Source organism: Branchiibius cervicis (assembly GCF_042661605.1).
GTDB classification, from domain to species: Bacteria; Actinomycetota; Actinomycetes; order Actinomycetales; family Dermatophilaceae; genus Branchiibius; species Branchiibius cervicis.
On record NZ_JBHSWJ010000002.1, the window covers coordinates 2,377,596 to 2,403,225 of the forward strand.

The 25,630-nt window shown below is 67.1% G+C and carries 24 protein-coding genes; 6 read left to right on the forward strand and 18 right to left on the reverse strand.

Going from position 1 to position 25,630, the window contains the following annotated elements; all coding sequences use genetic code 11:
- Positions 1-8: 8 nt before the first annotated feature.
- Entirely contained in the window at positions 9-2,450 is a 2,442-nt protein-coding gene (locus tag ACFQBT_RS12480; RefSeq protein ID WP_377823099.1) for a CHAT domain-containing protein, read from the forward strand.
- 13 nt (positions 2,451-2,463) lie between these two features.
- Here the strand turns inward: ACFQBT_RS12480 and ACFQBT_RS12485 are convergent, their stop codons facing one another.
- The 10 genes from ACFQBT_RS12485 to rpsP all read right to left on the reverse strand — a co-directional run bounded on the left by ACFQBT_RS12485 (position 2,464) and on the right by rpsP (position 8,709).
- Entirely contained in the window at positions 2,464-2,772 is a 309-nt protein-coding gene (locus ACFQBT_RS12485) for a DUF2469 domain-containing protein (RefSeq protein ID WP_109685460.1), read from the reverse strand.
- Between the two features lie 4 nt (positions 2,773-2,776).
- A complete protein-coding gene (locus ACFQBT_RS12490; RefSeq protein ID WP_377823101.1) occupies positions 2,777-3,499 on the reverse strand; it encodes a ribonuclease HII in 723 nt (240 codons plus the stop codon).
- 10 nt (positions 3,500-3,509) lie between these two features.
- Positions 3,510-4,259, reverse strand: a complete 750-nt coding sequence (lepB, locus tag ACFQBT_RS12495; RefSeq protein WP_377823103.1) for a signal peptidase I — start codon at positions 4,257-4,259, stop codon at positions 3,510-3,512.
- A complete protein-coding gene (gene lepB, locus ACFQBT_RS12500) occupies positions 4,256-4,975 on the reverse strand; it encodes a signal peptidase I (protein ID WP_377825475.1) in 720 nt (239 codons plus the stop codon). Before lepB (ACFQBT_RS12500) ends, lepB (ACFQBT_RS12495) begins: the two co-directional genes overlap by 4 nt.
- 4 nt (positions 4,976-4,979) lie before the next feature.
- Positions 4,980-5,609, reverse strand: coding sequence for a signal peptidase I (lepB, locus tag ACFQBT_RS12505; protein WP_377823105.1), 630 nt, complete (start codon positions 5,607-5,609; stop codon positions 4,980-4,982).
- A gap of 31 nt (positions 5,610-5,640) precedes the next feature.
- Positions 5,641-6,003 (reverse strand): 50S ribosomal protein L19, encoded by a 363-nt coding sequence (rplS, locus tag ACFQBT_RS12510; RefSeq protein WP_377823107.1) that lies wholly within the window; start codon positions 6,001-6,003, stop codon positions 5,641-5,643.
- Between the two features lie 162 nt (positions 6,004-6,165).
- Positions 6,166-7,353, reverse strand: coding sequence for a tRNA (guanosine(37)-N1)-methyltransferase TrmD (trmD, locus tag ACFQBT_RS12515; protein ID WP_377823109.1), 1,188 nt, complete (start codon positions 7,351-7,353; stop codon positions 6,166-6,168).
- Positions 7,343-7,855 carry a ribosome maturation factor RimM gene (rimM, locus tag ACFQBT_RS12520; RefSeq protein WP_377823111.1) on the reverse strand — a complete coding sequence of 171 codons (513 nt, stop codon included), beginning with the start codon at positions 7,853-7,855 and terminating at the stop codon, positions 7,343-7,345. Before rimM ends, trmD begins: the two co-directional genes overlap by 11 nt.
- A gap of 84 nt (positions 7,856-7,939) precedes the next feature.
- On the reverse strand, positions 7,940-8,182 hold the full coding sequence (locus ACFQBT_RS12525; protein ID WP_109685476.1) for an RNA-binding protein: 243 nt from the start codon (positions 8,180-8,182) through the stop codon (positions 7,940-7,942).
- 2 nt (positions 8,183-8,184) lie between these two features.
- Positions 8,185-8,709, reverse strand: a complete 525-nt coding sequence (gene rpsP, locus ACFQBT_RS12530) for a 30S ribosomal protein S16 (RefSeq protein ID WP_377823113.1) — start codon at positions 8,707-8,709, stop codon at positions 8,185-8,187.
- A 218-nt stretch (positions 8,710-8,927) separates the two neighbouring features.
- Here rpsP and ACFQBT_RS12535 point away from each other — a divergent pair, with 218 nt between their 5' ends.
- Positions 8,928-9,440 carry a DUF4395 domain-containing protein gene (locus ACFQBT_RS12535; protein WP_377823115.1) on the forward strand — a complete coding sequence of 171 codons (513 nt, stop codon included), beginning with the start codon at positions 8,928-8,930 and terminating at the stop codon, positions 9,438-9,440.
- A gap of 76 nt (positions 9,441-9,516) precedes the next feature.
- Here the strand turns inward: ACFQBT_RS12535 and ACFQBT_RS12540 are convergent, their stop codons facing one another.
- Positions 9,517-10,614 carry a peptidoglycan-binding protein gene (locus ACFQBT_RS12540; RefSeq protein ID WP_377823117.1) on the reverse strand — a complete coding sequence of 366 codons (1,098 nt, stop codon included), beginning with the start codon at positions 10,612-10,614 and terminating at the stop codon, positions 9,517-9,519.
- A gap of 42 nt (positions 10,615-10,656) precedes the next feature.
- Positions 10,657-12,372 (reverse strand): hypothetical protein, encoded by a 1,716-nt coding sequence (locus tag ACFQBT_RS12545; protein WP_377823119.1) that lies wholly within the window; start codon positions 12,370-12,372, stop codon positions 10,657-10,659.
- Between the two features lie 599 nt (positions 12,373-12,971).
- On the opposite strand from ACFQBT_RS12545, the gene phoA reads away from it, so the two are divergent.
- Positions 12,972-14,342, forward strand: a complete 1,371-nt coding sequence (gene phoA / locus ACFQBT_RS12550) for an alkaline phosphatase (protein ID WP_377823121.1) — start codon at positions 12,972-12,974, stop codon at positions 14,340-14,342.
- A gap of 78 nt (positions 14,343-14,420) precedes the next feature.
- On the opposite strand, the gene ACFQBT_RS12555 is transcribed toward phoA, so the two are convergent.
- The gene (locus ACFQBT_RS12555; RefSeq protein WP_377823123.1) at positions 14,421-15,944 is read right to left on the reverse strand and encodes a helix-turn-helix domain-containing protein; all 1,524 of its coding nucleotides are present in this window, start codon (positions 15,942-15,944) and stop codon (positions 14,421-14,423) included.
- Between the two features lie 189 nt (positions 15,945-16,133).
- On the opposite strand from ACFQBT_RS12555, the gene aceA reads away from it, so the two are divergent.
- Positions 16,134-17,429 carry an isocitrate lyase gene (aceA, locus tag ACFQBT_RS12560; protein ID WP_377823124.1) on the forward strand — a complete coding sequence of 432 codons (1,296 nt, stop codon included), beginning with the start codon at positions 16,134-16,136 and terminating at the stop codon, positions 17,427-17,429.
- A 195-nt stretch (positions 17,430-17,624) separates the two neighbouring features.
- Positions 17,625-19,298: a malate synthase A gene (gene aceB / locus ACFQBT_RS12565; RefSeq protein WP_377823126.1), complete on the forward strand. Its 1,674-nt coding sequence runs from the start codon at positions 17,625-17,627 to the stop codon at positions 19,296-19,298.
- A 28-nt stretch (positions 19,299-19,326) separates the two neighbouring features.
- Here aceB and ACFQBT_RS12570 read toward each other — a convergent pair whose 3' ends face one another.
- The 3 genes from ACFQBT_RS12570 to ACFQBT_RS12580 are packed head-to-tail and all read right to left on the reverse strand — an operon-like array spanning position 19,327 to position 21,884.
- The gene (locus ACFQBT_RS12570) at positions 19,327-20,304 is read right to left on the reverse strand and encodes a GNAT family N-acetyltransferase (RefSeq protein ID WP_377823128.1); all 978 of its coding nucleotides are present in this window, start codon (positions 20,302-20,304) and stop codon (positions 19,327-19,329) included.
- Positions 20,301-21,389, reverse strand: a complete 1,089-nt coding sequence (locus tag ACFQBT_RS12575) for an amidohydrolase family protein (RefSeq protein WP_377825476.1) — start codon at positions 21,387-21,389, stop codon at positions 20,301-20,303. Before ACFQBT_RS12575 ends, ACFQBT_RS12570 begins: the two co-directional genes overlap by 4 nt.
- 27 nt (positions 21,390-21,416) lie before the next feature.
- Positions 21,417-21,884: a MarR family winged helix-turn-helix transcriptional regulator gene (locus tag ACFQBT_RS12580; RefSeq protein ID WP_377823129.1), complete on the reverse strand. Its 468-nt coding sequence runs from the start codon at positions 21,882-21,884 to the stop codon at positions 21,417-21,419.
- A gap of 474 nt (positions 21,885-22,358) precedes the next feature.
- On the opposite strand from ACFQBT_RS12580, the gene ACFQBT_RS12585 reads away from it, so the two are divergent.
- Positions 22,359-22,994: an ABC-2 transporter permease gene (locus ACFQBT_RS12585; RefSeq protein WP_377823130.1), complete on the forward strand. Its 636-nt coding sequence runs from the start codon at positions 22,359-22,361 to the stop codon at positions 22,992-22,994.
- Between the two features lie 2 nt (positions 22,995-22,996).
- Here the strand turns inward: ACFQBT_RS12585 and ACFQBT_RS12590 are convergent, their stop codons facing one another.
- Together ACFQBT_RS12590 and ffh are read right to left on the reverse strand one after the other, a co-directional pair.
- A complete protein-coding gene (locus tag ACFQBT_RS12590; protein WP_377823132.1) occupies positions 22,997-23,878 on the reverse strand; it encodes a hypothetical protein in 882 nt (293 codons plus the stop codon).
- A 125-nt stretch (positions 23,879-24,003) separates the two neighbouring features.
- Positions 24,004-25,605 carry a signal recognition particle protein gene (gene ffh / locus ACFQBT_RS12595; RefSeq protein ID WP_377823133.1) on the reverse strand — a complete coding sequence of 534 codons (1,602 nt, stop codon included), beginning with the start codon at positions 25,603-25,605 and terminating at the stop codon, positions 24,004-24,006.
- Positions 25,606-25,630: the final 25 nt, after the last annotated feature.

The following is a 25,630-nucleotide window of genomic DNA, read 5'->3' on the forward strand; positions in this document are numbered from 1 at the left end:
GAACGCCGATGCTGTCCGCCCAGGAGCTCTACGCTCGTGGCGTCCAGCACGCTCGGACGAGCCGCTATCGTGCGGCGACCACCGATCTGGCACGAGCTGCCGACCGCACGTCGGATCCCGATCTGCTCGCTCTCATCGCCGGGCTGCGGGCCGTCATGGACTCCGAACACTCCGACACCGCGGTTGCGGTGCGAACCCTGAACGATCTGCTCGCCCGGTCGGAACGACTGTCCCAGCGGACAGTGGCCGTCCTACAGAGCCAACTCGGCCTGGTCTGGATGCGCGCGGGTGACGGCTCGGCCGCCCTGCCGCACCTCGACGCCGCCATCGCCGGCCTGCGGGACGAGCCCGATCGGCTGATCAACGCGCTGTTCATGCGCGGCGGGGTGTTCTATGAGCGTTCAGACAGTGTGCGCGCAGCTGCCGACTACCAGCATGCTGCACGGATCGCCCGCGAGTACGGCGATGAGCACCTGGCCGCGCAAGCGCAGCACAACGAGGGAGCCGCCGCCCTGCTGCACGGCGATGTGGTCCAAGCACTGCACCTGATGGGATCGGTCCAGGAGTCGATGGACAGTCAATCACCGGTGATGGGTGCCGTCGCCGGCCGCGATCGGGCCGAGGCACTCCTCGCGGCGGGCCTGCCCGCGGAGGCCTCCGAGTTGCTTCGCCGGTGCGCTGAGACGTTCGGACGCCACCATTTGCGCCAGTCCCAGGCGGATGCCGAGCTTCTCCTCGCTCGGACCCTCGCGGACTCCGCACCCGAACAAGCAGTCCTCCTGGCCCGCAAGGCCGCCTCGCGCTTCCGGCGCCGGGGCAGCCTCACCTGGGCGATGCGCGCACAAGCACTGTCGCTGACCGTCGCGTTGCTGTCGCGTCCGTGGGATCCCACCACCGTGCGGGCCGCAACTCGCGCGCTGCCGGATCTGGCCGGCGAGGACCTGGACGCCTCGCGGGAGCCGCTCGCCCTGGCCCTGGAACTGCATCACGTGCGGGCCGGCAAACCGTGGCGGCGCACTCCGGCGGTGCGAGATGACGCACCAATCGTCACCCGGCTCGCCGAGGCGGAAGTGCGGGTGGAGGTCTCTGCTCGCACCGGGCAGGATGCCGAGGCCCTCGACCGTGCCCGCGACGGAATCCGGCTCCTGCGGAACTGGCAATCCAGCACCGACAGCCTGGAATTGCGCTCGTCGCTGGCCATGCACGGTTACCGGATGGTGGAGCAGGCCGCCGCCGTTGCCATGCGCAGCGGGGATCCCGCGCTGCATTTCGAATGGTCGGAGCGATCCCGCGGATTCGTCGCCGCATCGACTCCGCTGACCCGCCCTCCCGCTCCGGACAGCGCCGAGGACGCCGAGCTGGAAGCCCTGCGCGGTCTGCTCGCGATCGGAGAGGACCTCGACGCACCCCAGGTGGCGCAGGTCCGCGATCGCATTCGACGTCGTCAATGGGCCCGGGAGCGTGCCTCCCGGATCAGCGTCGACATTGCCGGCCTCGAAGAGACCGTCGACGTCCTGGGTGAGCGAGACGCCACCTTGGTGTCGTTCCTGTCCGACCCCAGCGACGTGTCGGTCCTGGTTGCCAGCCGCGACGGATGCCGGGTGATCCCGGTCACCTCGCGTGCGGCCATCCGGGCCGACCTGGCCGGTCTGCAAGCCGATCTCGACATGTCGTCGGCGGACTTGCGCCCGACCCTTGCAGCCGTCGTCCGCGACGGTCTCCGGCGACGGCTGGACCACTTGTCCGCCATGATCTGGCAACCGATCGAGTCATCGGTGCGGACCCGACGCGTCGTGATCAGTGCACCGGCCGCATTGGCCGCAGTCCCCTGGAGCTTGATGCGGCCCCTGCGGGATCGATCCATCACCGTGCCACTGAGCGTCACGCAATGGCTGCGGCACACCGCTGTCGAGGCACCGATCCGCAGCGTCGGTTTCATCACCGGGCCCGGTGTGCCACGAGCAGGCACGGAGGTCACCCACGCCGCCAAACAATGGCCGGGTGCGACCATCGTCGATGCGGCGAACGCCACGACGGCAAGCATGCGGGAACTGACGCGCAACACCGACCTGCTGCATGTCGCCGCGCACGGCCGGCACACGCCGGGCAACCCGATGTTCTCCGGTCTGGAACTACTGGACGGGCCGTGGTTCGGTCATGACGTCGCCGAACTGACGATGGTGCCGTCGGTTGTCGTCCTGTCGGCCTGCGAACTCGGTCGGTCGACCGCCCGCTGGGGCGAGGAAACGATCGGGATGGCGCGAGCGTGGCTTCATTCCGGCGTTCGCTGCGTGATCGCCGCTCCCTGCACGGTCAACGATGCGGCCACCAGTGACTACCTGGCTGCGGTCCACTCGGGAATGGCCGGCGGCTTGTCGCCCAGCGACGCGCTCCTGGCCGCCGTCCCCGACGAGCGGGCACCGTTCCTGGCCTTCGGTGCCGGTTTCTGACCAACCTCGCGGATCAGGGTTCGGGCATCTCCATCTCGCGAGCCGGCAACTCCTCGACGTTCACATCCTTGAAGGTCAGCACCCGCACCTTCTTGACGAACCGGGCCGGGCGGTAGACGTCCCACACCCAGGCGTCGTTCATCCGTACGTCGAAGAACACCTCCGCGCCTTCGCCGCGTACCAGTACATCGACGTCGTTGCACAGGTAGAAGCGTCGCTCGGTCTCGACCACATGGCTGAACAGGCCCACCACGTCGCGGTATTCGCGGTAAAGGGCCAGCTCCTGCTCAGTCTCGTAACGTTCCAGATCCTCGGCGCTCATCAGCTCACTCCTCCAGATCCACGATGGCGTCGTCGGTGACGAACCGGCGCCACGACCGCCGGTGCAGCTCGCACGGGCCGTGCTCGTCCAGCGCCAGAAGGTGCTCCGGCGCGCTGTAGCCCTTGTTCGCGGCCCATTGGTAGTGCGGGTACTGCTCGTGCAACTGCGTGAGCATCCCGTCACGTTCCACCTTGGCCAGCACACTGGCCGCCGCGACCGAGGAACACTTCAGGTCGGCCTTGATCATCGTGCGCACCGGCGGCACGGCCGGCTGCGCCAACTCGGCGAACAGGCCCACCTGCTGCGGGTCGGTCAACCAGTCGTGGTTGCCGTCCAGGATCACCAGGTCGGGCCGGACCGGCAGGGCCGCGAGGGCGCGTGTCCCGGCGAGTCGCAGGGCCGCGATGATGCCGATCCGGTCGATCTCCACCGCCGACGCATGGCCCACGGCGTACGCCAGCGCCCAGCGCCGCACCCGCGGCACCATCGCTTCCCGTGCCGCCGGCGTCAACAGTTTGGAGTCGCGCACGCCCTGGGGCGCCGTACGACAGGTCTCATCGATGACGACGACGCCGACACTGACCGGGCCGGCCAGGGCGCCACGACCCACCTCGTCCATCCCGGCGAGCAGCCGATACCCCTCGCGTTGCAGGGCGCGCTCGGTGCGCAGCGTGGGCACCTTCGCGGTTCCCGTACGCCGAGTGCGCACCGCGCTGCCGCCGGTCACGGCGTACCCGTCACGGCGACGGAACCTTTGCGAACACCTCAGGGTCGGAACTCACCGACTGGATGCGGTTCAACGGCCACGCAACGGCGACCACCTCGCCGGTGATGTCGCTCATCGGGACCGAACCGGTCTTGCCCGTCCCGTTGTCGTGGCCGCGTGAGTCCCAGGAGTCGCCGCGGTTGTCGCCCATCACCCACACCGAGTTCGCCGGCACGGTGATATCGAACTTCTGGCCGCTGGGCGCATTACCCGGCTTGAGGTAGGCCGACTCGTCGATCGCAACCCCGTTGACCGTGAGCGGACCGCCGGAGGAGGCGCACGTCGCGTCGCAGACGACGTGATCACCGGGCAGGCCGATCAACCGCTTGACCACGTGGTGTCCGCCGGCCGGCAGGATCCCGACCCATTCCAGGCCGTTCTTCACGACCGCCTTGAGACCGGTGCTCTCGGGACCGATCTCACCCCACGACGGCGGCGCTTCGAAGACGATCACGTCACCGCGGTGCAGCGGTGAGTGCTGCGGCGTCAGTTTGCTGACCAGGATCCGGTCGCCGACGTCGAGGGTGTTCTCCATCGATTCGGACGGAATCGAGAACGGCTGCACCAGGAAGGTCTTGACCAGGAAGGACAGCGCGAGTGCGACGACCACGATGATGACCAGCTCGCGCAGGAAGGAGCCCTTGGACTTCTCCTTGCGACCGGTCTGAACCGGAGGTGCGGCACCCGGCGGCAACTGCTCGTCCGGTGGTGCGTCCGTCATGGACCAGACCCTTTCGATGCGACGTCGTAGATGTCAGCGTAATCCGACAGGCGTCCGATGCGATCGAACGGCCAGATGACGACGATGGCGCGGCCGGTGACATCGGAGATCGGCACCGACCCGGTAGCACCGGTGCCGTCGTCGTGGAACCGGGAGTCAGCTGAGTCACCGCGGTGATCGCCCATCACCCACACCGAGTCCGCGGGCACCGTGATGTTGAATCTCTTGCTGCTGGGCGCATCACCGGGATAGATCTCGGTCTCCTTCAACGGCACTGCGTTGACGGTGATCTGACCCGCCGCGTTGCAGCACACCACGTGATCACCCGGCAGGCCGATGACCCGTTTGATCAGATGGTCGTCCCCGGCGGGATAGAGCCCCACGAATTCCAGGGCGTTCTGCACCGCCCCGATCGGCCCGCTGCGCTGGGAGTCCTCCGCCTCGCCCTGCAACCAGCCGCCCGGGTCGGAGAAGACGATCACGTCTCCGCGGTCGATGTGCTGGAAGCGAGGGGTGAGTTTGCTGACCAGGATGCGATCGCCGGGGATGAGGGTGTTCTCCATCGAACCGGACGGGATCCAGAACGGCTGCACCAGAAAAGTCTTGATCAGCAGCGACAGGATCACCGAGCAGGCCACCACGATGAGGACCTCACGTATCCAGCGCCACCCCGACCGCCGCGCGGTAGGGCGCTCTTCCCCGTTGTCATCCGATATTCACCTAGCGCAGTGTGCCCCACGAACCTAGGGGCCAGTACCGCCAGGTGACCGTTCCGATGACCTGGTCCTCCGGTACGGTGCCTCCGCCGGGGTCGCCGAGGTGGTTACGGGAATCATCGCTGGCGATCCGGTTGTCGCCCATGACGAAGATCCGGCCCGCCGGCACCCGGATGTCGAACGCGGTAGCGCTGGAGCTCGTCCCGGCGGGTAGATAGTTCTCATCGACCGCCGCTCCGTTGACCATCAGCACGCCGTCGCTACCCACCTGCAGGTGGTCCCCGGGCAGCCCGATGACGCGCTTGACGTAGTCGGTCTCCCCGACCCGCACGCCGAGGACGGTGCCCACCGAGCGCACCGCTCCGGCCAGGCCGCCGGGCGCCGGCGGGCTCTGGGCGAAGACACCGTCACCGTCGAACACGATGAGATCTCCGCGGTGCAGGTCGTGAGCACCCGGTTTCCAGACGACGATGCGATCACCGACGTGCAGCGTCGGACTCATGGAGGCGGACGGGACCGAGAATGTCTCGACGACCAGCCCGCGCAGCACCACCAGCAGCAGCAGTCCGATCAGGACGATCCACGGCCACCAGCGCCGGGGACGCGAAACGGGCAACGACGCGCTCGATGACACGTCGCTGCCCGTAGCTGGAGTTGGCAGTGGCTCAGGCCTTGACGGCCGGAGTCTCGCGCTTCTCCTTGATCTTGGCGGCCTTGCCGCGCAGGTCGCGCAGGTAGTACAGCTTGGCGCGACGGACATCACCGCGGGTCACGACCTCGATCTTGTCGATGACCGGGGTGTGCAGCGGGAAGGTGCGCTCGACACCCACGCCGAAGCTGACCTTGCGGACGGTGAAGGTCTCACCGATGCCGCCACCGTGACGGCGGATGACCACGCCCTGGAAGACCTGCACACGAGAGCGGGTACCTTCGATGACCTTCACGTGCACCTTGACCGTGTCACCGGCGCGGAAATCCGGGATGTCGGACCGCAGGCTCTGGGCGTCGAGCTCGTCGAACTTCTGCATGACGTACTACTTCCTTGTGGCGCCACAGGCCGCACACGATCGATCAATCGATGTCGGAGTAGTCCGCTGACCGCATGAGCTGACCCGTGACGAGAAAGCTCACTCCCCCTGTGGCGGGGATCAGATGTGCCGGACTTACCGGTCAATTCTGCCAGCCGGAGGTTAGTTCCGCGAAATCGGCTTGCGCAGGTAGATCAGATCGCCCGAGTAATCCGGTGGTGGGGACACCGGTCGATAGCCGGCTCGACGATACATCCGCAGATTGCGCGTGTTGCCGCTGGCGGTGGTCAGTGCCACCGCCCGGACCGATGCTGGAGCCAGCGACTCGGCGTACTCCAGCAGCGCCCGCCCAATGCCCCGGCCGAACAGGTCGGGAGCGCTCATCAGTCGCGCGATGAACCAGACGTCACCTTGTTGCTGCACGCGCACCGAACCGACCAGCCGGCCCTCGGGGCTGCGCGCGAGGTACGTCGCCCATTGGCTGAGCGACTGGGTGAGACCGGCGAGCGTCTCGTGTTGAGCGGGGTTGTCCAGGGTGTTGTTGTTGATACCCACCCGCAGCCAACAGGCATGCGTCAGCGTCAGAAGTTCGCCCATATCGGCGGGGGTCGCCAGCCGGATCTCCAACTCCGCGGACTGCGTCGCCGCGGCCGCGGGCAGCAGGTCGGGGCGCCGATCCGCAGTGCGTTCCAGCCGTTGCTGGTGCCGCCACGCGGCAATCCGACCGTGGTCGCCGGACAGCAGCACTTCGGGCACCGATAGACCCTGCCACTGAGCGGGTTTGGTGTAGACGGGGTACTCCAGCAGACCGTCCTCGTGCGACTCCTCGACCAACGACTCCGCGTTGCCGATGACGCCGGGAATCAACCTCGCGATGGCCTCGACCATGGCCAGGACAGCGACCTCTCCCCCGTTGAGTACGTAGTCGCCGAGGGACAGGATCCGCACGTCGTAGTCACGATCGGCGTATTCGTAGACCCGCTCGTCGATACCTTCGTAGCGGCCGCACGCGAAGACCAGATGCGCCGCATCGGCCAGTTCACGCGCGGTCGCCTGGTCGAATCGCTGCCCGCTGGGCGCGGGGACGATCAGGATCGGCCGCGACTGCGCTCCTACCGCGATGTGATCCAGCGCCTCGGACCACGGCTGGGGCTTCATGACCATGCCCGCTCCCCCGCCGTACGGGGTGTCATCCACGGTGCGATGCCGATCGTGGGTGAACTCGCGCAGATCGTGCACCCGCAGATCGATCAGACCGTCCCGGCGGGCCTTCCCGATCAGCGAAAGGTCCAGCGGCGCAAGGTAGTCGGGGAAGATGGTGATGACGTCGAGTTGCACGTCACTGCTCACCCAGTTCGAGCAGACCCTCCGGTGGGTCGATCACGACCACCCCGCGCTCGGTGTCGACTTCCGGGACGATCTCCTCCACAAAAGGCACGTACGCCGTGCCGCCGGCTACCAGCGTGACCTCGAGCAGATCCTGCACCGGCCGGGAGTGTAGGTCGGCGACGGTGCCCACGATCATGCCCGACGTGTCCTGGACGGACAGACCGACCAGGTCATCGGCGTACCACGCGTCGTCCTCGTCCTCATCGGGCTCACCCAACAGCCGCACACCACGTAACGCCTCGGCGGCAGTGCGATCCGGGTGGCCGTCGAAGGACAACAACTGGATCCCGTTGTGCGCACGAGACGTACGGATCACGAGGGGACCCGCCCCCGCCGGGTCCGTGACGAACGATTCCCCTACCTGGAACCGCTCATCCGGGCGGTCGGTGTGCACCTGCACGGTCACCTCACCGCGCAGCCCGTGCGGTTTACCGATCCGGGCGATCAGGACGTCGTCAGCCATCGGCGACCCCCGGGCAGCATGACGCCCGGGCACGAACACGTCGTACCCGGGCGATCAGCACTGGACCGAAGCGATCCACGTCGGTCAGCGCACGCGGTCGGTGTCGACGATGTCGACCCGGACGTTCTTGCCGCCGGCGAGAGCGCCGACAACCGTGCGCAACGCCGACGCGGTGCGACCGGACCGGCCGATCACGCGGCCGATGTCATCGGGGTGTACCCGCACTTCGAGTAGTTCCCCGCGCCGGCCGTTCTTGGCCCGCACGACGACATCCTCGTCGTGGTCGACGATGCCCTTGACCAGGTGCTCCAGAGCCTCCTCCAACAAGGTCAGGCCTCGGTGGTCTCAGGCGTGTCGGTCGCCAGTTCTTCCTCGACCTCGGCGCGCTCGGCGGCCTTGGGCTCCTCGACCGGCACTGCGACCTCGTCGGCGGCGTCGGCCTTCGTGGCCTTCGGGTCGGCCTTAGCGGCCTTCTTCTTGGCGGTGGTCGCACCGGACCCGTCGGAGGCGTTCTGCGACGCGGCGAGCGCAGCTTCGTAGAGAGCCCGCTTGTCCGGGCGGGCAGCGGCGGTCTTCAGGGTGCCCTCGGCACCCGGCTCACCCTTGAACTTCTGCCAGTCACCGGTGATCTTCAGCAGGGTCTGAACCTGCTCGGTGGGCTGGGCGCCGACGCCGAGCCAGTACTGGGCGCGATCGGAGTTGATCTCGATGAGGCTCGGCTCCTCCTTGGGGTGGTACTTGCCCAGTTCCTCGATCGCCCGACCGTCGCGCTTGGCGCGGGAGTCCATGACGACGACGCGGTACTGGGGGTTGCGGATCTTGCCGAGCCGCTTCAAACGAATCTTGACAGCCACTGTCGTGGTTCCTGCTTCCTCATCTTGTGGCGCACGGCAAGACCGCAATGGTCAGCGCGGGGAACCGTACGTCGGGGGTAGGCGCACCGGCGGACGCCGGGCGGGTACAGCGCACCAGTCTGCCAGAGGAAGCCGGGTGCCCGGAAATCCGCGTCCGCCGGCTCACTCTCACATCACATCCGGTTATCACAGTGCGCACGGTTAGTTATGCTGGGCGGGTGAGTCTGATCGGTTTCCCGCATCCCGTGAACGAAAAGGCCGCACGCACGGTCGCTGCCTTCGTCGCGCTCACGAGCATCGTCATCCTGGCAACCGGTTGGCTCTGGCTGCTCCTCCCGCTGGCTTACGGGTTCTGGGCCCGCGTGCTCACGGGGCCGAAGCTGAGCCCGCTCGGTGCGCTGTCCATGAAGGTGATCGCGCCTCGACTCGGTGAGCCGGTCCCGACCGCCGGCCCGCCGAAGCGCTTCGCGCAGGGCATCGGCGCCGTCCTCACGACCGCCGCCGCCATCACCGGACTGGGTCTCGGCTGGACCGGCTTCGCTTCCGTACTCGTGGCCGTCCTGGCGCTCTTCGCCACACTGGAGTCGGTGTTCGGGTTCTGCGCCGGCTGTTTCGCCTTCGGACAGCTCATGAAGGCGGGCGTCATCCCACAGGACGTGTGCGAGGAGTGCAACAACATCTGGGCGCGCCGCGACCGACTGGCCGCCGAACCGATCCGGCTCTCCGAGTAGCTCCGGACAACGAACGACGACCCCCACCCTCCGCGATCAGAGGATGAGGGCCGCCGCGCCTTGGCGAGCAGGAGAATCAGTCGTCGTCCGACTTGTCCTCGAGACTCTGTTCGTGATCGCCGATCGCGTTGTTCAGGTAGCGGACTTCGACGTCACCGTCCTCCACATCTCCCGTCAGATCGCGGATCACCGGTGTGGTGCCCCTGACCTCACGGGTGGTGTCGACCACGGGCCTGGGCGTCTCGCGAACCGTGGTGTGAGCAGTCGGCGGAACGACGGGCTTGGCCGGCTCACGGACCACCGGCTTGGCCGTCTCACCGACCAACGGCTTCGTCGTGGTGTCACGGACCACCGGCTCGGCCGGCTCACGCACGACCGGCTTGGCCGGCTCACGCACGACCGGCTTGGCCGGCTCACGCACGACCGGCTTCGCCGGCTCACGCACAACAGGTTGCTCGGTCCGGCGGACCGGAGCTGCCTGCCGGGTCTCGTACTCGTCGACGCCCCGCCGACGCCATAGCAGCCAGCCCAGCAGCGGCAACAGGATCAGCGGCAGCAGCAGCCACCACCAGGGCGACACACCGTGGTGGCTGGTCGAGGCCGGGGCAGCCACCGTCGGGGTTGCCTCGGCAGTCGTGACGGCCGCCGCCGTCGTAGCCTCCTGCGTCGCGGTCGTCGTCGGTGCTTCGGTGGTCGTAGCGGTTTCGGTCGGCGCAGTGGTCGCGGTCGCGGCACCGGTCGCGGCACCGGTGGCGCCGGCGGTCGCCCCACCGGTCGCCCCGGCAGTCGCACCGCCGGTCGCGCCGGCGGTCGCACCACCGGTCGCCCCGGCGGTCGGGGTACCCCCAGCGACGGTGCAGCCGAAGGCCGCAACGGTGGCCTTGTCGACCACTCCGGTCGCCGGCAGCGAGTGCCGCGACTGGAACGCCTTGACGGCATTCTCGGTGTTACGACCGAAGATCCCGTCTACACCGCTGCCTACTCCTGCCTGAAGCAACCGGACCTGCGCACCAGTCGACCCATAACGAAGGGTCTGATTGATCGCACACTGGGCCGGTACTGCGGTCAGCGCTGTCGCACTGCTCGCCGTGACGCCCAGGAGGGCAGCACACGCGATCGGCGCCGCAGCAGCCAGAACGAGCAGACTGGGGGCCTTTGTTCGAGATTCACTCACGGCGAATCCACCCTTTCATTGTTCATCTTCACTTGTATGAAGTCACTTCTTGGGATTCTGGAAGCGCCGGCGCCACGACGCTCCTTTGGCGTCGGACTCATCAACGACGCGGACGTCTTCGACACGGCGTAGCTCGCCGTCCTCGACGTGCCCGACAACGTCGTCCTCGGGGTGCTCCCCGGTCGACGCATCGATGAATTCGGTCTCGCGCGCTGCTCCCGCGACGAATTTCGCCCTCGTCGTGCCGACATCGCCCTTCAGCTCGTGCCGGGAAGTCTTGACCGACTGCGTCTCTTCGACGACGTGCTCGACTTCCTTCTCAACGACCTTCCGCACGTAAACCGGCTTCTCGACGATCGTTTCGATGACCTTTTCGACTTCAACCTCGATCGGCTTTTCGACGATCCGCTCTTGGATGAACTCGACTTCCTTCTCGACGACCTTCTCGACGACGACCGGCTTTTCGACCACCTTGTCAAGAACGTGCTCGACCGGCTTTTCGACGACCTTTTCGACGATCTTCGGTTCTTCGACGATCTTCTCGACCACCCGGTCGACAGGCTTCTCGATGACCTTCTCGACCACGTTGGGCTTCTCGACGATCTTCTCGACCACCCGGTCCACCGGACGCTCAACGACCTTCTCGACCACGTTGGGCTTCTCGACGATCTTCTCGACCACCCGGTCGACAGGCTTCTCGATGACCTTCTCGACCACGTTGGGCTTCTCGACGATCTTCTCGACCACCCGGTCCACGGGCTTCTCGATGACCTTCTCGACCACGTTGGGCTTCTCGACGATCTTCTCGACCACCCGGTCCACGGGCTTCTCGATGACCTTCTCGACCACGTTGGGCTTCTCGACGATCTTCTCGACCACCCGGTCCACCGGACGCTCAACGACCTTCTCGACCACGTTGGGCTTCTCGACGATCTTCTCGACCACCCGGTCCACCGGACGCTCAACGACCTTCTCGACCACGTTGGGCTTCTCGAGGATCTTCTCGATGACCTTGTCAACCGGCTTCTCGATGACCTTCTCGACCACGTTCTCGACGAGGATCTCCTTGGGCCGTTCGACGACCTTGACCACCGGCTTCTCCACGGTGATCTCGACGATCCTCTCGACCGGCTTCTCGACCGTCTTGTAGACGATCTTCTCGACCGGTACCTCGATGATCTTCTCGACGATCTTTTCCACCGGCTTTTCGACCGTCTTGTAGACGATCTTCTCCACCGGCTTCTCGACGACTCGCTCGACGATGCGCTGGACGGGGACTTCGACGACCTTGTCGACGACCTGTACCACCGGTTTCTCGACCAGGCGCTGCACGGTCACCGGCTTCTCGACCACGTTGTCCTTGATCTGGACGACCAGCTTCTCGACGAGTCGTTGGACTTCAGTGGGACGGTCTTTCACCTGATCCACCACGGTGACCACGAGCTTCTCGATCATCCGCTGAACCTGGACCGGCTTGTCCTTGACGCTGTCGACGATGTTGACGATCGGCTTCTCCACCAACCGGCTCACCGTCACCGGCTTGTCCGTGACCTTGTCGGTCACCGTCACGATCGGCTTCTCCACCAACCGGCTCACCGTCACCGGCTTATCGGTGACCTTGTCGGTCACCGTCACGATCGGCTTCTCCACCAACCGGCTCACCGTCACCGGCTTATCGGTGACCTTGTCGGTCACCGTCACGATCGGCTTCTCCACCAACCGGCTCACCGTCACCGGCTTATCCGTGACCTTGTCCACGGTATCCACAACCAAGCGTTCCAGCCGCCGCGGAATTTCTACCTGCTTGTCGACAATCTTCTCGACGGGCCTCTCCACCAATCGCTGCACAGTGAACTCCCGTGGAACTACCTTGTCGGAAATTCTTGTTTTCCCGTCTACGGGCACATCATCGTTTGCCATGGCGCTTGCCCTCTTTCAAGTGTTCGTTGATGATTCAGCGGCGCGCTGAACCACGAGACCGCGGTCCATACGAGCCACCGAATTGCGGCACGAGCGAACCTGTGAAGCCGGTCGCATAGACAAAACTAAAGCGATACGGTCTGTATCTGAACGGAAAGTTCGGTGATTAGTGGCATCGATAGCAAGTGGGCGATTACCACCGCGTCGGTTAGTTTCTGATTGACTCTGTTCACATCACGGCCGCCGCCGGGAACTCGCACTTCTCTTCGCTCCCCTGCGTGATATCCGTCCACCGCATGATCACCGGGCACCGACAGTGCCCAGCGGCCAGCGTTAACTGGGTGTTCGCTGGCATTTCGCTGTCTCTTTCCTCGATGAACCCCGGTTCCGGGATGGGATGGGCGGTGCTTTGATCCGTCACGTCACCTGGAGCTTCTATGCGTTCCCGCTTGTCCACGACCGCCCGCGTCACCGGCGTCGGCGCCCTCGCCGTCGCGATCGGCGCCACCTCGATCGGCGTCGCCACCTCCACCAGTCGCGACAACACTGCCGCCGCGCGGCAGGCCATCCAAGGCGGCAGCGCCCGCAACGTCATCCTGCTGATCGGGGATGGCATGGGCGACTCCGAGATCACCATCGCCCGCAACTACCAGGTCGGCGCGAGCGGCCGTCTGGCCATGGACAAACTGCCCCTGACCGGCGCGTACACGACGTACGCCGTCCAGCAGTCCGACCCCACCAAGCCCGACTACGTGACCGATTCGGCCGCCTCCGGCACCGGCTGGGCCACCGGCCACAAGACCTACAACGGCGCCATCTCGGTGCTGCCGAACGGCAAACCGGTGCCGACCGTGCTCGAACTGGCCAAGAAGAACGGCTACCGCACCGGCAACGTCACGACCGCCGAGTTGCAGGACGCCACGCCGGCGGTGCTGGTCTCGCACGTCGTCCAGCGCGACTGCAAGGGTCCCCAGTCCATGACCAAGTGTCCGACCAACGACCTGAAGAACGGTGGAAAGGGCTCCATCGCCGAGCAGCTGGTCAACACCAGGGCCGATGTCACCTTCGGCGGCGGCAAGCAGTACTTCGACCAGACCGTGCAAGCGGGCAACTACCAGGGTCTGTCGGTGTGGCAGCAGGCGCAGACCCAGGGCTACCGGTTGATCAGTGATGCCACCGGCCTCGCCGCACTGCCGAACAACGTGAAGACCCCGGTCCTGGGTGCCTTCGCGCCGAACAACATGGATCTGGAGTGGACCGGCCCGACCCCGACCACCGCCGGTACGCCGAGCACCACCTGCCAGCCCAACACCGCCCGATCGTCGACGCAGCCGCACCTGTCGCAGATGGCCGGTAAGGCCCTGAGCATCCTGGACCGGCAGAGCCAGGGCCAGCGTAAGGGCTTCTTCCTGCAGATCGAGGGCGCCTCGATCGACAAGCAGGACCACGCCGCCAACCCCTGCGGCCAGATCGGCGAGACGGTCGAGTTCGACAAGTCGGTCAAGCTGGCCCTGGACTACCAGCGCAAGCACCCCGACACGCTGATCGTGGTCACCGCCGACCACGGCCACACCAGCCAGATCGTCGAGACCGGCTCCACCACGACCGGAGTCACCGCGACGCTGCACACGCATGACGACGCGGACATGACGATCAGCTATGCGACGGCGCCGTACGGTCAGTCCCAGCAGCACACCGGCACCCAGGTGCGGATCGCTGCCGGCGGTCCGCAGGCCGCCAACGTCCTGGGCGTGACCAACCAGACCGACCTCTTCGGGACGGTCAGCCGCGCGTTGCGCCTGCGGTAACCGACCGGCGTACCCCGGACCATCGACGTACGCCGAGCGCCCGGGTGGGTTGACTACTCACCCGGGCGTTCCGGTCACTCAGTCGATGGGCGGTGCCGCCGGCGCATGACGCTCGAGGAAGCGGTAGACCTCGGTGTCGTCGACGCCGGGGAACACTCCGGGCGGCATCGCGGCGAGCAGGTGCGAGTGAACCCGGGCGGAGGGCCACGCCTGGCCGTCCCACCGCTCCGACAACTGGGCGGGCGGTTGCGTGCAGCACGCCGGGTCCGGGCACCGCGAGACGGAGCGGTGCTGGGTCTCCCGGCCGCGGAACCATTTCACGTGCTGGTAGGGGACTCCGACGTTGACGGAGAACAGTCCCTCCGCGGTGCGGTCGACGACGGCGGTACACCAGTAGGTGCCGGAGCGGGTGTCGGTGTAGGCCTTGAACGCCTGTGACAGGTCCGGTTGTTCGAAGACCCGACGCGCGGTCCACGACCGGCAGACCCGCTGCCCCTCGATGGCGCCCGAGGGATCGCTCGGGAACTGGATGCCGTCATTCTCGTAGGCCTTGAAGATCACACCGTTCTGCGCGATCCGCATGAAGTGCACCGGTAGCCCCAGGTGCTTGGTGGCCAGGTTGGTGAACCGGTGCGCCGCGGTTTCGTAGGACACCGCGAAGAAGTCCCGCAGATCCTCGATGGCGATGTCCTTGTCCTGCATCGCGGTTCGCAGATACTGCACGGTCTCCTTCTCCGGCATCAACAGCGCCGCGGCGAAGTAGTTGATCTCCACCCGCTGGCTGAGGAACTCCGCGTAGTCCGCCGGCACGCGGTGACCCAGCACCAGATGGGCGAGCGCCTGCAACGCCAGTGATCGCGAATCGTGTTGTCCCGCCTCTGGTTGCGGCAGATAGATGCGCTGGTTCTGCAGATCGGTCACGGTCCGGGTCGAGCTCGGCAGATCCGAAGTGTGCACAAGCGTGAAGCCCATCTGAGCCGCCAGCCGATCGACCGACGCGCGGCTGATCGGTCCACCGGCGTGGTTGATCGAGCGCAGCATGTCGGCAGCGGCCTGCTCGATGTCGCCGAAGTAGTTGTCGGCGGCCCGCATCCGTTCGCGCAGCGCCAGGTTGGCGCGGCGGGCGTGCTCCGGGGTCGCCGCCTGATCGGCCTGCGCGGCGGCCATTGCCTCATGCATTCCGACCAGCGCCTCCAAAGCCTCCTGGGGCAGCCGGGGGCCGATCTTGACCTTGGGCAACCCGAGCAACTCGTAGGCCTCACTGCGCTGGGCCCGTTCGAGTTTGATCTCCAACGCCGCGCGACGGGTCGGCGGCGCGGTCGCGAGCAGGTCCGGAACACTGGTGCCCAGCGCGTGCGCGAGCGCGGTCAGCACCGACAGCCGCGGTTCGCGTTTACCGGTCTCGATCAGAGATAGCGCGGAGGGTGACATGCCCACCGAGTCCGCCACGTCGGTCAGCGTGCGCTGCGCCTGCTGCCGGGCGTGCCGCAACCGGCGCCCGAGGGTCAGGGGGTCCGGCGTGGCCCGACTGTCGCCCGCGGACACCGGCGTCTCGTCCGGAGTGGTCAACCGTCCGGCCGGCGTCGGCACTGTCGAGGTCATACGGACAGAATTGCCACTCTTGACAGTGGATCGCGCACCCTGCGTCCGGGAAATACTCGCCATACGCCGACGATAGCGTAAAAAACGCCGATCTTTACACGAAAACCTCGCGGTAATCAGCGCAATCGCCATGCACAGTGTTACTCACGAACGAAGCACCACCACCGAGGATGGGAAAGACAGGGAGCCATGAGCAACACCAACGCCCCGAGCATCGCCGACCAGGAAGCTGCACTGCAGAACGACTGGCACACCAACCCGCGCTGGGCCGGCGTCCGCCGCGACTACACCGCCGGTGACGTCGTCAAGCTGCGCGGCACGGTCCAGGAGGAGTACACCCTGGCCAAGCGCGGCTCGGAGCAGCTGTGGGACAAGCTGAACACCGAGGACTACATCAACGCGCTGGGCGCGCTCACCGGCAACCAGGCGGTGCAGCAGGTCAAGGCCGGCCTGAAGGCCATCTACCTGTCCGGTTGGCAGGTCGCCGGTGACGCGAACCTGTCGGGCCACACCTACCCCGACCAGTCGCTCTACCCGGCCAACTCGGTGCCGCAGGTCGTGCGCCGCATCAACAACGCGCTGCTGCGCGCGGACCAGATCGAGTTCTCCGAGGGCATCAAGACCGTCGATGAATGGGTCGTGCCGATCGTCGCCGACGCCGAGGCCGGCTTCGGCGGTCCGTTGAACGCCTACGAGCTGATGAAGGCCATGATCGTGGCCGGCGCCTCCGGTGTGCACTGGGAGGACCAGCTGGCCTCGGAGAAGAAGTGCGGCCACCTCGGTGGCAAGGTGCTGATCCCGACCCAGCAGCACGTGCGCACCCTGAACGCCGCGCGCCTCGCCGCCGACGTGTCCGGCGTGCCGTCCGTGGTCATCGCCCGCACCGACGCCGAGGCCGCGACCCTGCTGACCACCGATGTGGACGAACGCGACCGCGAGTTCCTCACCGGCGGCCGCACCAACGAGGGCTTCTACGAGGTCCGCAACGGTATCGAGCCGTGCATCGCCCGCGGTCTGGCCTACGCGGAGTACGCCGACCTGCTGTGGATGGAGACCGGTACTCCGGACCTGGAGCTGGCCAAGAAGTTCGCCGAGAGCATCAAGGCCAAGTTCCCCGACCAGATGCTGGCCTACAACTGCTCGCCGTCCTTCAACTGGAAGAAGCACCTGGACGACGACACGATCGCCAAGTTCCAGCGCGAGCTGGGCGCGATGGGCTACAAGTTCCAGTTCATCACTTTGGCCGGCTTCCACGCCCTGAACTACTCGATGTTCGACCTGGCGCACGGCTACGCCCGCGAGCAGATGGCGGCCTACGTCAAGCTGCAGGAGGCGGAGTTCGCTTCCGAGGAGCGCGGCTACACCGCCACCAAGCACCAGCGCGAGGTCGGCACCGGCTACTTCGACCTGGTCTCCACCGCGCTGAACCCGGACAGCTCCACCACGGCGCTGGCCAACTCAACCGAAGCGGCCCAGTTCCACTAAGCCGCAACGGTTTGCCGGCGGCGTACATCCTCCCGGTGTCCGCCGCCGGCACCACGCACCACCCGGTCCCCCGCGGTCAACCTGGCTCCGGTCGCGGGGGCCCGGGTCACACATTTCGACCCGCGAGCCAGGAAACCAACCCCACCCATCGCCATACGGCACCAGTAATCGGCCCCCCGCCAGCAAGGAAGAGCTATGAACGGTCAGCGTCGGACCGCCACCATCCGTGGCGCGCTGCAACCCCGATTCGAGGAGATCCTGACTCCTGAAGCGCTGGAGTTCCTCGCCGTACTCGATGGTGCCTTCGCCGGGCGCCGCGCCGAACTGCTGCAGTTGCGGCGCGAGAAGGCGCGGGCGATCAACGCCGGCGCCAACCTCGACTTCTCCGAACTGACCGCCGCCATCCGTGACGACGCGTCCTGGCAGGTCGCCGAGCCGGCCCCTGGCCTCACCAACCGTCGCTGCGAGCTGGTGTCGCAGGTGACCCGCCGGATGGCGGTGCACGCGCTGTCCTCCGGCGCGAACGTCTGGGTGGCCGACCTGGAAGACTCCACCGCACCGACCTTCGCCAACATCATCGGCGGTCAGGTCAACCTCAAGGACGCGATCGACGGCACGCTGTCCTACGTCGACTACGAGGACCGCGACGTCAAGCCCACCGGCGACCGGCCCACGATCATGCTGCGCCCCCGTGGCTGGCACCTGTGCGAGAAGCACCTGAGCGTCGACGGCCGACCCCTGTCGGCGGCGCTGGTGGACTTCGGTCTCTACTTCTTCCACAACGCCCAGAAGCTGATCGACCAGGGCTTCGGACCCTACTTCTACCTGGCCAAGATCGAGTCGGCCGACGAAGCTCGCCTGTGGAACGACGTGTTCAACCTGGCCCAGGACGAGCTGGGGATCGCGCGCGGGACCATCCGCGCTACCGCGCACATCGAGACGATGACCGCGGCGTTCCAGATGGACGAGATCCTCTACGAACTGCGCGAGCACAGCGCCGGCCTGAACGCCGGCCGCTGGGACTACATCTTCAGCTACGTGCGCACGTTCGCCCACCGCGGTGAGGAGTTCGTGCTCCCGGACCGCGAGCGCATCACCGCCAGTGCGCCGTTCGTGCGGGCCTGCACCGACCTGATGATCGCCACCTGCCACCGGCGCGGCGCTCACGCGATCGGCGGCCCGGCCAACGTGAACCCCTCCCGCCAGGACGAGACCAGCCGGATGCGCGCGATGGCCCAGGTGCAGACCGAGAAGGAGCGCGAAGCCGCTGAAGGGTACGACGGCTCCTGGGTCGCACACCCCGCGCTCGTCGCGATCTGCCAGGAGGCGTACGACGCGGTGCTGGGTGACAAGCCCGACCAGCGCGACAAGATCCCCACCGTGAACATCACGGCGCAGGATCTGGTCTCCCTCGACGGCCTGGTGCAGACCATCACGTTGGAGGGTGTGCGCAACAACATCTCGGTGGCGCTGCAGTACCTCGCCGCGTGGGTCGGCGGCCGCGGCGCGGTGGCGATCGACAATCACGTCGAGGATGCCGCGACCGTGGAGATCTGCCGAGCACAACTGTGGCAGTGGCTGTTCCACAACTCGCAGTTGGCCGAGGGCCCCGAGGTCAACCGCCAGTTGCTGGACCGGATCGTCAGCGAAGAGATCAACAAGCTGACCCGCAGCCTTCCGCACACCGAGAAGGGCGCCTACGAGGCGGCTCGGGGCGTGCTGGAGGAGGTCGCGTTCGGTAGCTACCTGCCGGGCTTCTTCACGCCGTACGCCTACGTGCGCTACCTGACCGAGCGGCCGCTGCAGATGACCGGCACGCTGGAGCCGGAGGACCTGCGGCAGTCGGAGAAGGTTTCCGTCCCCGCCTGATCTCGCACCTGCACTTCTGGAACGGGATTCACCCCGGATCGCTGGATCCGGGTGAATCCCGTTCCATTTGTCCGACGGAGACTGCCTTGCACCGCAACGCCATCGCCGTCACCCGTCGCGCGTCGATCGGCTTCGCCGGGTCGACGCCCAGGTCGACGACAGGCCCGGACCCGGGGCCGATCCGAGGCGTGCGGGCCGGGTCGTAGCCAGCGGCCTGCAGCTGCTCATCGGCCAGCCGATCCGCGCCGAGGACGACCGCGCCCACCGGTGAAGCCGACAGCACGGCCAGCAGCACCTCCGGCTGCGGTATCAGGCTCTGATCGAAGAGCGGTACGCCCAGCTCCTGGCTGAGCCGGTGGGCGAACTGCGTGCCCAGACTCGAATCGACAAGCACCGCAAGGCGTTCGGGCTGGTGCGGCGGGTACGGCGTGCCAGGCCATTCCTCGACCGTCAGGGCGTGCATGTCGTGGTCACGCCACAACTGCCCGTCAGGACCGTCCAGCCGCAGCATCCGGCGGACGGTGCCCTCGCGCCGGAAACCCAATGACCGCAACAGTCCTGCCGATCGTTCGTTGCCGGGTCTGACATTCGCTTCAACGCGGTGCAGCCCCATTCCGTCCGGCATGGCGGTCAGGGCCAGCCCCACGACGAGCCGCAGCCCCTCGGCGAACAGGCCGCGACCGGCGTACGGGTCGTAGGCGTCGTACCCCAGGGTCCCCGAATCGAACCGGCCGCGAACCACGTTGGTGACGTTGACCTTTCCGACGATGCCGTGCGATCCGGCCGGATCCAGCGCATGGATCAGAAAGGTGCGGTGTTCCGGTGACTGCCGGGTCAGGTGCCATTCGAGGTCCGCCGCGTTGACGGGGTTCCATCGCCCGATGCGTTCTTTCGACAACCGCACGGCCTCCCGGTAGGCCGGCACGTCGGCCGTGGCCGCGGGGGCGACGCGTACCCGCTCACCCTGCGCGGTCAACTGTGTCCCGGGACCGGACCACCAGCTCACCAGCTCCGCCCCCGCAGAATCACATGTTTCGGATCCGCCAGTACTCGCACGTCGCGCCGTGGGTCGGCCTCGTAGACGACCAGATCGGCGCTGGCACCCTCCTGGATCGCCGGACGCATCAACCACGCCCGCGCCTTCCACGTGGCGGCGTCCAGCGCCTCCAGCGGCGTCAACCCGGCCTGGGTCAGCGCCTCGACCTCCTGCGCGACCAGCCCGTGCGGCAGCTGACCGCCGGCGTCAGTGCCCACGTAGATGTCCAGCCCGGCATCGTGAGCGGCAGCGATCGTGTCGAAGCGCCGCTCGTAGAGATCGCGCATGTGCGCGGCGTACCCGGGGAACTTCGCTTCTCCCGCGTCGGCGAACTTGGGGAAGTTGGCGATGTTGACCAGGGTCGGGACGATCGCGATCTCGCGCTGGGCGAACAGGGCGATCGACTCCGGCGTCAGACCGGTGGCGTGCTCGATGCAGTCGATCCCCGCATCGGCGAGGTCGAAGAGTGACTGCTCCCCGAAACAATGCGCCGTCACCCTCGCACCCTCTTCGTGTGCTGCCGCGATCGCCGCCGGCAGCACCTCCTTGGGGAACGACGGCGCGAGATCACCGGCGTCGCGGTCGATCCAGTCCCCCACCAACTTCACCCAGCCGTCCCCGCGACGAGCCTCGCGACGGACGTACTCGACCAGTTCCTCCGGCTCGATCTCGTGGGCGAAGTTGCGGATGTAGCGGTGGGTACGGGCAATATGCCGCCCGGCCCGGATGATGCGCGGCAGGTCCGCCCTCTCGTCGATCCAGTGCGTGTCCACGGGGCTGCCCGCGTCGCGCAGCAGCAATGCGCCGGCGGTCCGGTCGGCGCGCGCGTGCTCCTCGGCCCGCTCGGGAGGTACGCCGCCCTGGGCTTCCAGCCCGACGTGACAGTGGGCATCGACCAGGCCGGGCAGGACCCAGCCGTCGAGCGTCACGGACTCCCCGGCCGTCGGGGGCGAGAAGCTGATCCGGCCGTCGATCACCCACAACCCGTCACGCTCTTCGTCGGGGCCGAGCAGAACCGGTCCGGTCAGGTGCAGGGGCGGCGCAACGTAACCCATGGACGCGACCTTAGTCACCTGCGCAGGTCACGCTGAGGGCGCGTCGGCCTCGTTGTACCGCGCCAGAAGGTCGGCGAAGACCGCGACGTCGGCCGCACTCCAGTCGGCCAGTCGCTGCGCGACCAGTGCCTGTTGGGCTTCCTGCGCCCGGGCGGTTATCCGCCGGCCCTGCGCAGTCAGTTCGAGCGGCTTGCCCTCCCGGCCGCCGGAGCCGGTGCGTTCCAACAGGCCGCGGCGGACCAGTGCGCTCAGCTGCCTACTGGCCGTGGACTTGTCGATCCGGGCCGCATCGGCCAGATCTCCCGCGAGCACCCCGGGGTTGTCCTGCACGATCCGGAGCAGGGTGAAGTCGACGTAGCTGAGTTCGGGGTGGACGTCTCGGGCGTCAGCGCGGACCCTGCGGGAGAACACCGTCAACTCGACCAGGACGCGAGCCTCGTCGCGCACCCGCTCCTTTCGCGGCGTACCTGATCGGACTTGTCGCTCGGTCACCATGAGTTGTATATTACAACCATATTAGTTGCACTTTACAACTCATCAGGTGAGGAAACCCGTGTCCCATACCGCCCAGACTCCACCCACGATGCGAACCGTGTTGTCGCACATCGCTGTTCCATTGATCATGGGCGCGGTCATGGCCCTGGCCTACCTGGGCGGCTTCCACCACCCGTCGCCGGACCACCTGCGCATCGACATCGTCGGGTCGGGCCCCGTCGCAACCGCGACCACGCAGAAACTGCAGACCGCGTTCGGTGACGCGGCCGACCTGGAACTGGTGTCCTCGACGGCCGAGGCCACGACCAGCATCGAACACCGCGACATCGCCGGAGCGTTCGTGCTGTCCCCCACCAAGCCGGCCCTGCTGGTCAGCACGGCGGCGTCCGACACCCAGGCGGTGACCGTCGAGCGGATGTTCCAGCCGGTCGCGGCCGGCGCCGGGCTACCCTGGACATCCGGGATGTCGTCCCGGTGGATCCTGACGCCGACCCCAGTGGGCAGTCGCTGTTCTTCTACCTGGTCGCGCTCACGGTCGGCGGCTACGGCACGGCGATCGCCATCGGTGTGGCCGCTGCGAGCAAGCCGATGCGCACCCGGATCGGCCTCGGCGTGGGTGCCGCCGCCGTGAACACCGTCCTGGCGACCGGTATCGCCACGCTCGTCTTCCACGCGCTGCCCTCGCATCAGTGGCAGATCGGGCTGCTGGCCTTCGTCTACTGCTTGGCGATCATGGCGTTCGGCATTTCGCTGCACTCGTTGATCGGCCGGTTCACGACACTGGCCATGGTCACCCTCTTCGTCGGCCTGAACTTCACGACCAGCGGCGGCGTGTTCCCACCCGCGCTGCAGCCGGGCTTCTTCGCCGCCCTGCACCATTTCTGGATCGGTGCCGGCCTGAACGAAGCCGGCCGCGACCTGATCTACTTCCCCGGCCTGGGCATCGGCAGCGACGTGCTCAAGATCGTCGGCTGGGTCGTCGCCGGCGGCCTGCTGCTCTGCCTCGCCGCACTGCGCGAGCGGTCCCGCCGTCTGGCGGGTGAGGCGACCGCGCCGCAGAGCGAGGCCGAGATGGTCGAAGAGGAGACCGAGGAAGAGCTCGTCGGCTGACCTCAGCAAGCCTTCAGGGCGGTGGCTCCGTTGCGGTGCATGGCCGCGTTGCTGACGTACCCCTTCTGGGCCGGCAGGTAGGACCAATAGGCGCTGCGGTACCTGCCGATCGTCACCGACTTGCCGGCGCGTTGGCAGGTCGCCGTCACCTTGCTGCCGCCGCGCAGGAAGCGGATCTGCTTCGCTGCGGTGGTCGGTCCAGAGCGGACCCGGATTCCGCCGCCGGGCACGACGAGGGCCTGTGCGGAAGACACCGGTGCAGGCTTGGTCGGTTTCGCCGGCTTGGTCGGTTTCACCGGTGCGCTGGGTGCTGAGCTGCCCTTCCACAACGCCGCCACCAGCCTGGCGGCCGAGGTGCGTTCCCGGTTGTACCGACTCGGGTACGCCGATCGCTGGACGTTCTGCGCGACCCGCCCCGGGTCTGTGCGGGCCCAGGATCCCTTGGGATAGCGCTTGGTCATCGCCGCCAGGAACCTGTGGGTGCTGTAGGAGGGGCGGATGATCTGCGCCCTGGTCCCCCAGCCCATCGAGGGGCGCTGCTGGAAGAGCCCGAGGCTGTCGCGGTCACCGCCGAGGTAGTTGCGCAGACCGGTCTCCGTGATGGCCGTCATCAGCGCGATCTTCCCGGCCTGGGTGGTGAAGCCTTCGGCTTTGACCTCGGCGAGGATCTGCCGGGCACAGGACACCTGATCAGCACTGACACCGGCCAGTCCGGCGGAATGGATCGTGGGTGACAACGTGGCCGCGAGGGCCTTGTCGGCCGCGGTCGCGCCACAGGCTTTCACTGGTGGTGGACGCCACGCCTGAGCGTCCGGAGCGGCCGCGGTGGTGATGCCGGCGGCGGAGGCGAGAACGACTGCGAGGGCGGCAGCGTGTCGGCGCATGGCCACCATTAAACCCAGACTTAGTCGTAGATGGGCACTTCTGACCCAACTTTAACTATGGCACCAGTCGTCACACGCGCGACGGACGCCGGATTGCTCGGCGTGTCGCCACCCGCGGCCGACGATCAATCCTTCTGGCCGAGGTACTTCTCGAAACCCTTCGGCAGCTTCAGATTGGCCAGATCGGCCTCTTCTTCCGGCGCCCCGAAGGCCCCTTCCAGGGCGCGGGTGCGAGCATCCGCCGCCTTCTGGGCGGCTGCCTGCTCCTGCTGCGCCCGCTTGGCCGGATTCCCGCTCTTGCCCTTCTTGCCCTGCTGCTTGCCCCGCTTGGGAGCACCCCCACCAAGGCCCGGCATCCCCGGCATACCGGGCATTCCACCGCCGCGCCGCATCTGGCGCATCATCTTCTGTGCCTGGGTGAACCGCTCCAGCAGCTGGTTGACCTCGGATACCGAGACACCGGAGCCGCGAGCGATGCGGGCGCGACGTGACCCGTTGATCTGCTTGGGGTGGGTGCGCTCGAACGGAGTCATGGAACGCACCATGGCCTCGACCCGGTCGAACTCCCGTTCATCGAGAGAGTCGAGCTGGTCCTTCATACCGGCCATGCCGGGCATCATTCCCAGCAGCGCCTTGAAGTTGCCCATCTTCTTGATGGCCGACATCTGCTGGAGGAAGTCATCGAAGGTGAAATCCTCCTCCTCCATGAACTTGCGGGCCATCTCGGCGGCCTGGCGCTTGTCGAACGCCTTCTCGGCCTGCTCGATCAGCGTCAGGACGTCGCCCATGTCGAGGATCCGGGAGGCCATCCGGTCGGGGTGGAAGACCTCGATGTCCTTGACCTGCTCACCGGTGGAGCTGAACATGATCGGCCGACCGGTGACCGAGGCCACCGAGAGAGCTGCGCCACCGCGGGCGTCACCGTCCAGCTTGGACAGCACGACGCCGGTGAAGTCGACACCCTCGGAGAAGGCCAATGCCGTTTCGATCGCCGCCTGACCGATCATGGCGTCGATGACGAACAGGACCTCATCGGGTTGGGTGGCGTCGCGGATGTCGCGGGCCTGTTGCATGAGGCTCTCGTCGACGGCCAGGCGACCGGCGGTGTCGATGATCACCACGTCGTACTGGCGCACCTTCGCCTGGGCTACACCTGCTTGCGCCACCCACACCGGGTCGCCGTAGGACCGGGTGCCCTCCACGTCCTCCGCCACAGCGTCGTGCCCGCCCACGTTGCCCCGCTCAGGGGCGAAGACCGGGACCCCGGCCCGGTCGCCGACGACCTCCAACTGGGTGACGGCGTTCGGGCGCTGCAAGTCGGCAGCCACCAGCACCGGAAAGTGGCCCTGATCGCGCAGGAAACGCGCAAGCTTGCCGGCAAAGGTGGTCTTACCCGAACCCTGCAGGCCGGCCAGCATGATGACCGTCGGGCCCGACTTGGCCATCTGCAGGTTGCGGGTCTGCCCGCCGAGGATGGAGACGAGCTCCTCGTTGACGATCTTGACGACCTGCTGGGCGGGGTTCAGCGCGCCGCTGACCTCCGCGCCCAGGGCGCGCTCGCGCACCCGCCCGGTGAACTCACGCACCACCGGCGTCGCGACGTCGGCGTCGATCAGCGCGAGGCGGATGTCGCGGATGGTCGAGTTGATGTCCGATTCGGACAACCGGCCTTTGCCGCGCAGGTTCTTGAACGTCGAGGTGAGACGATCCGACAGAGTGTTGAACACGAGGTTCAGGGTATCTTCCGGGCCC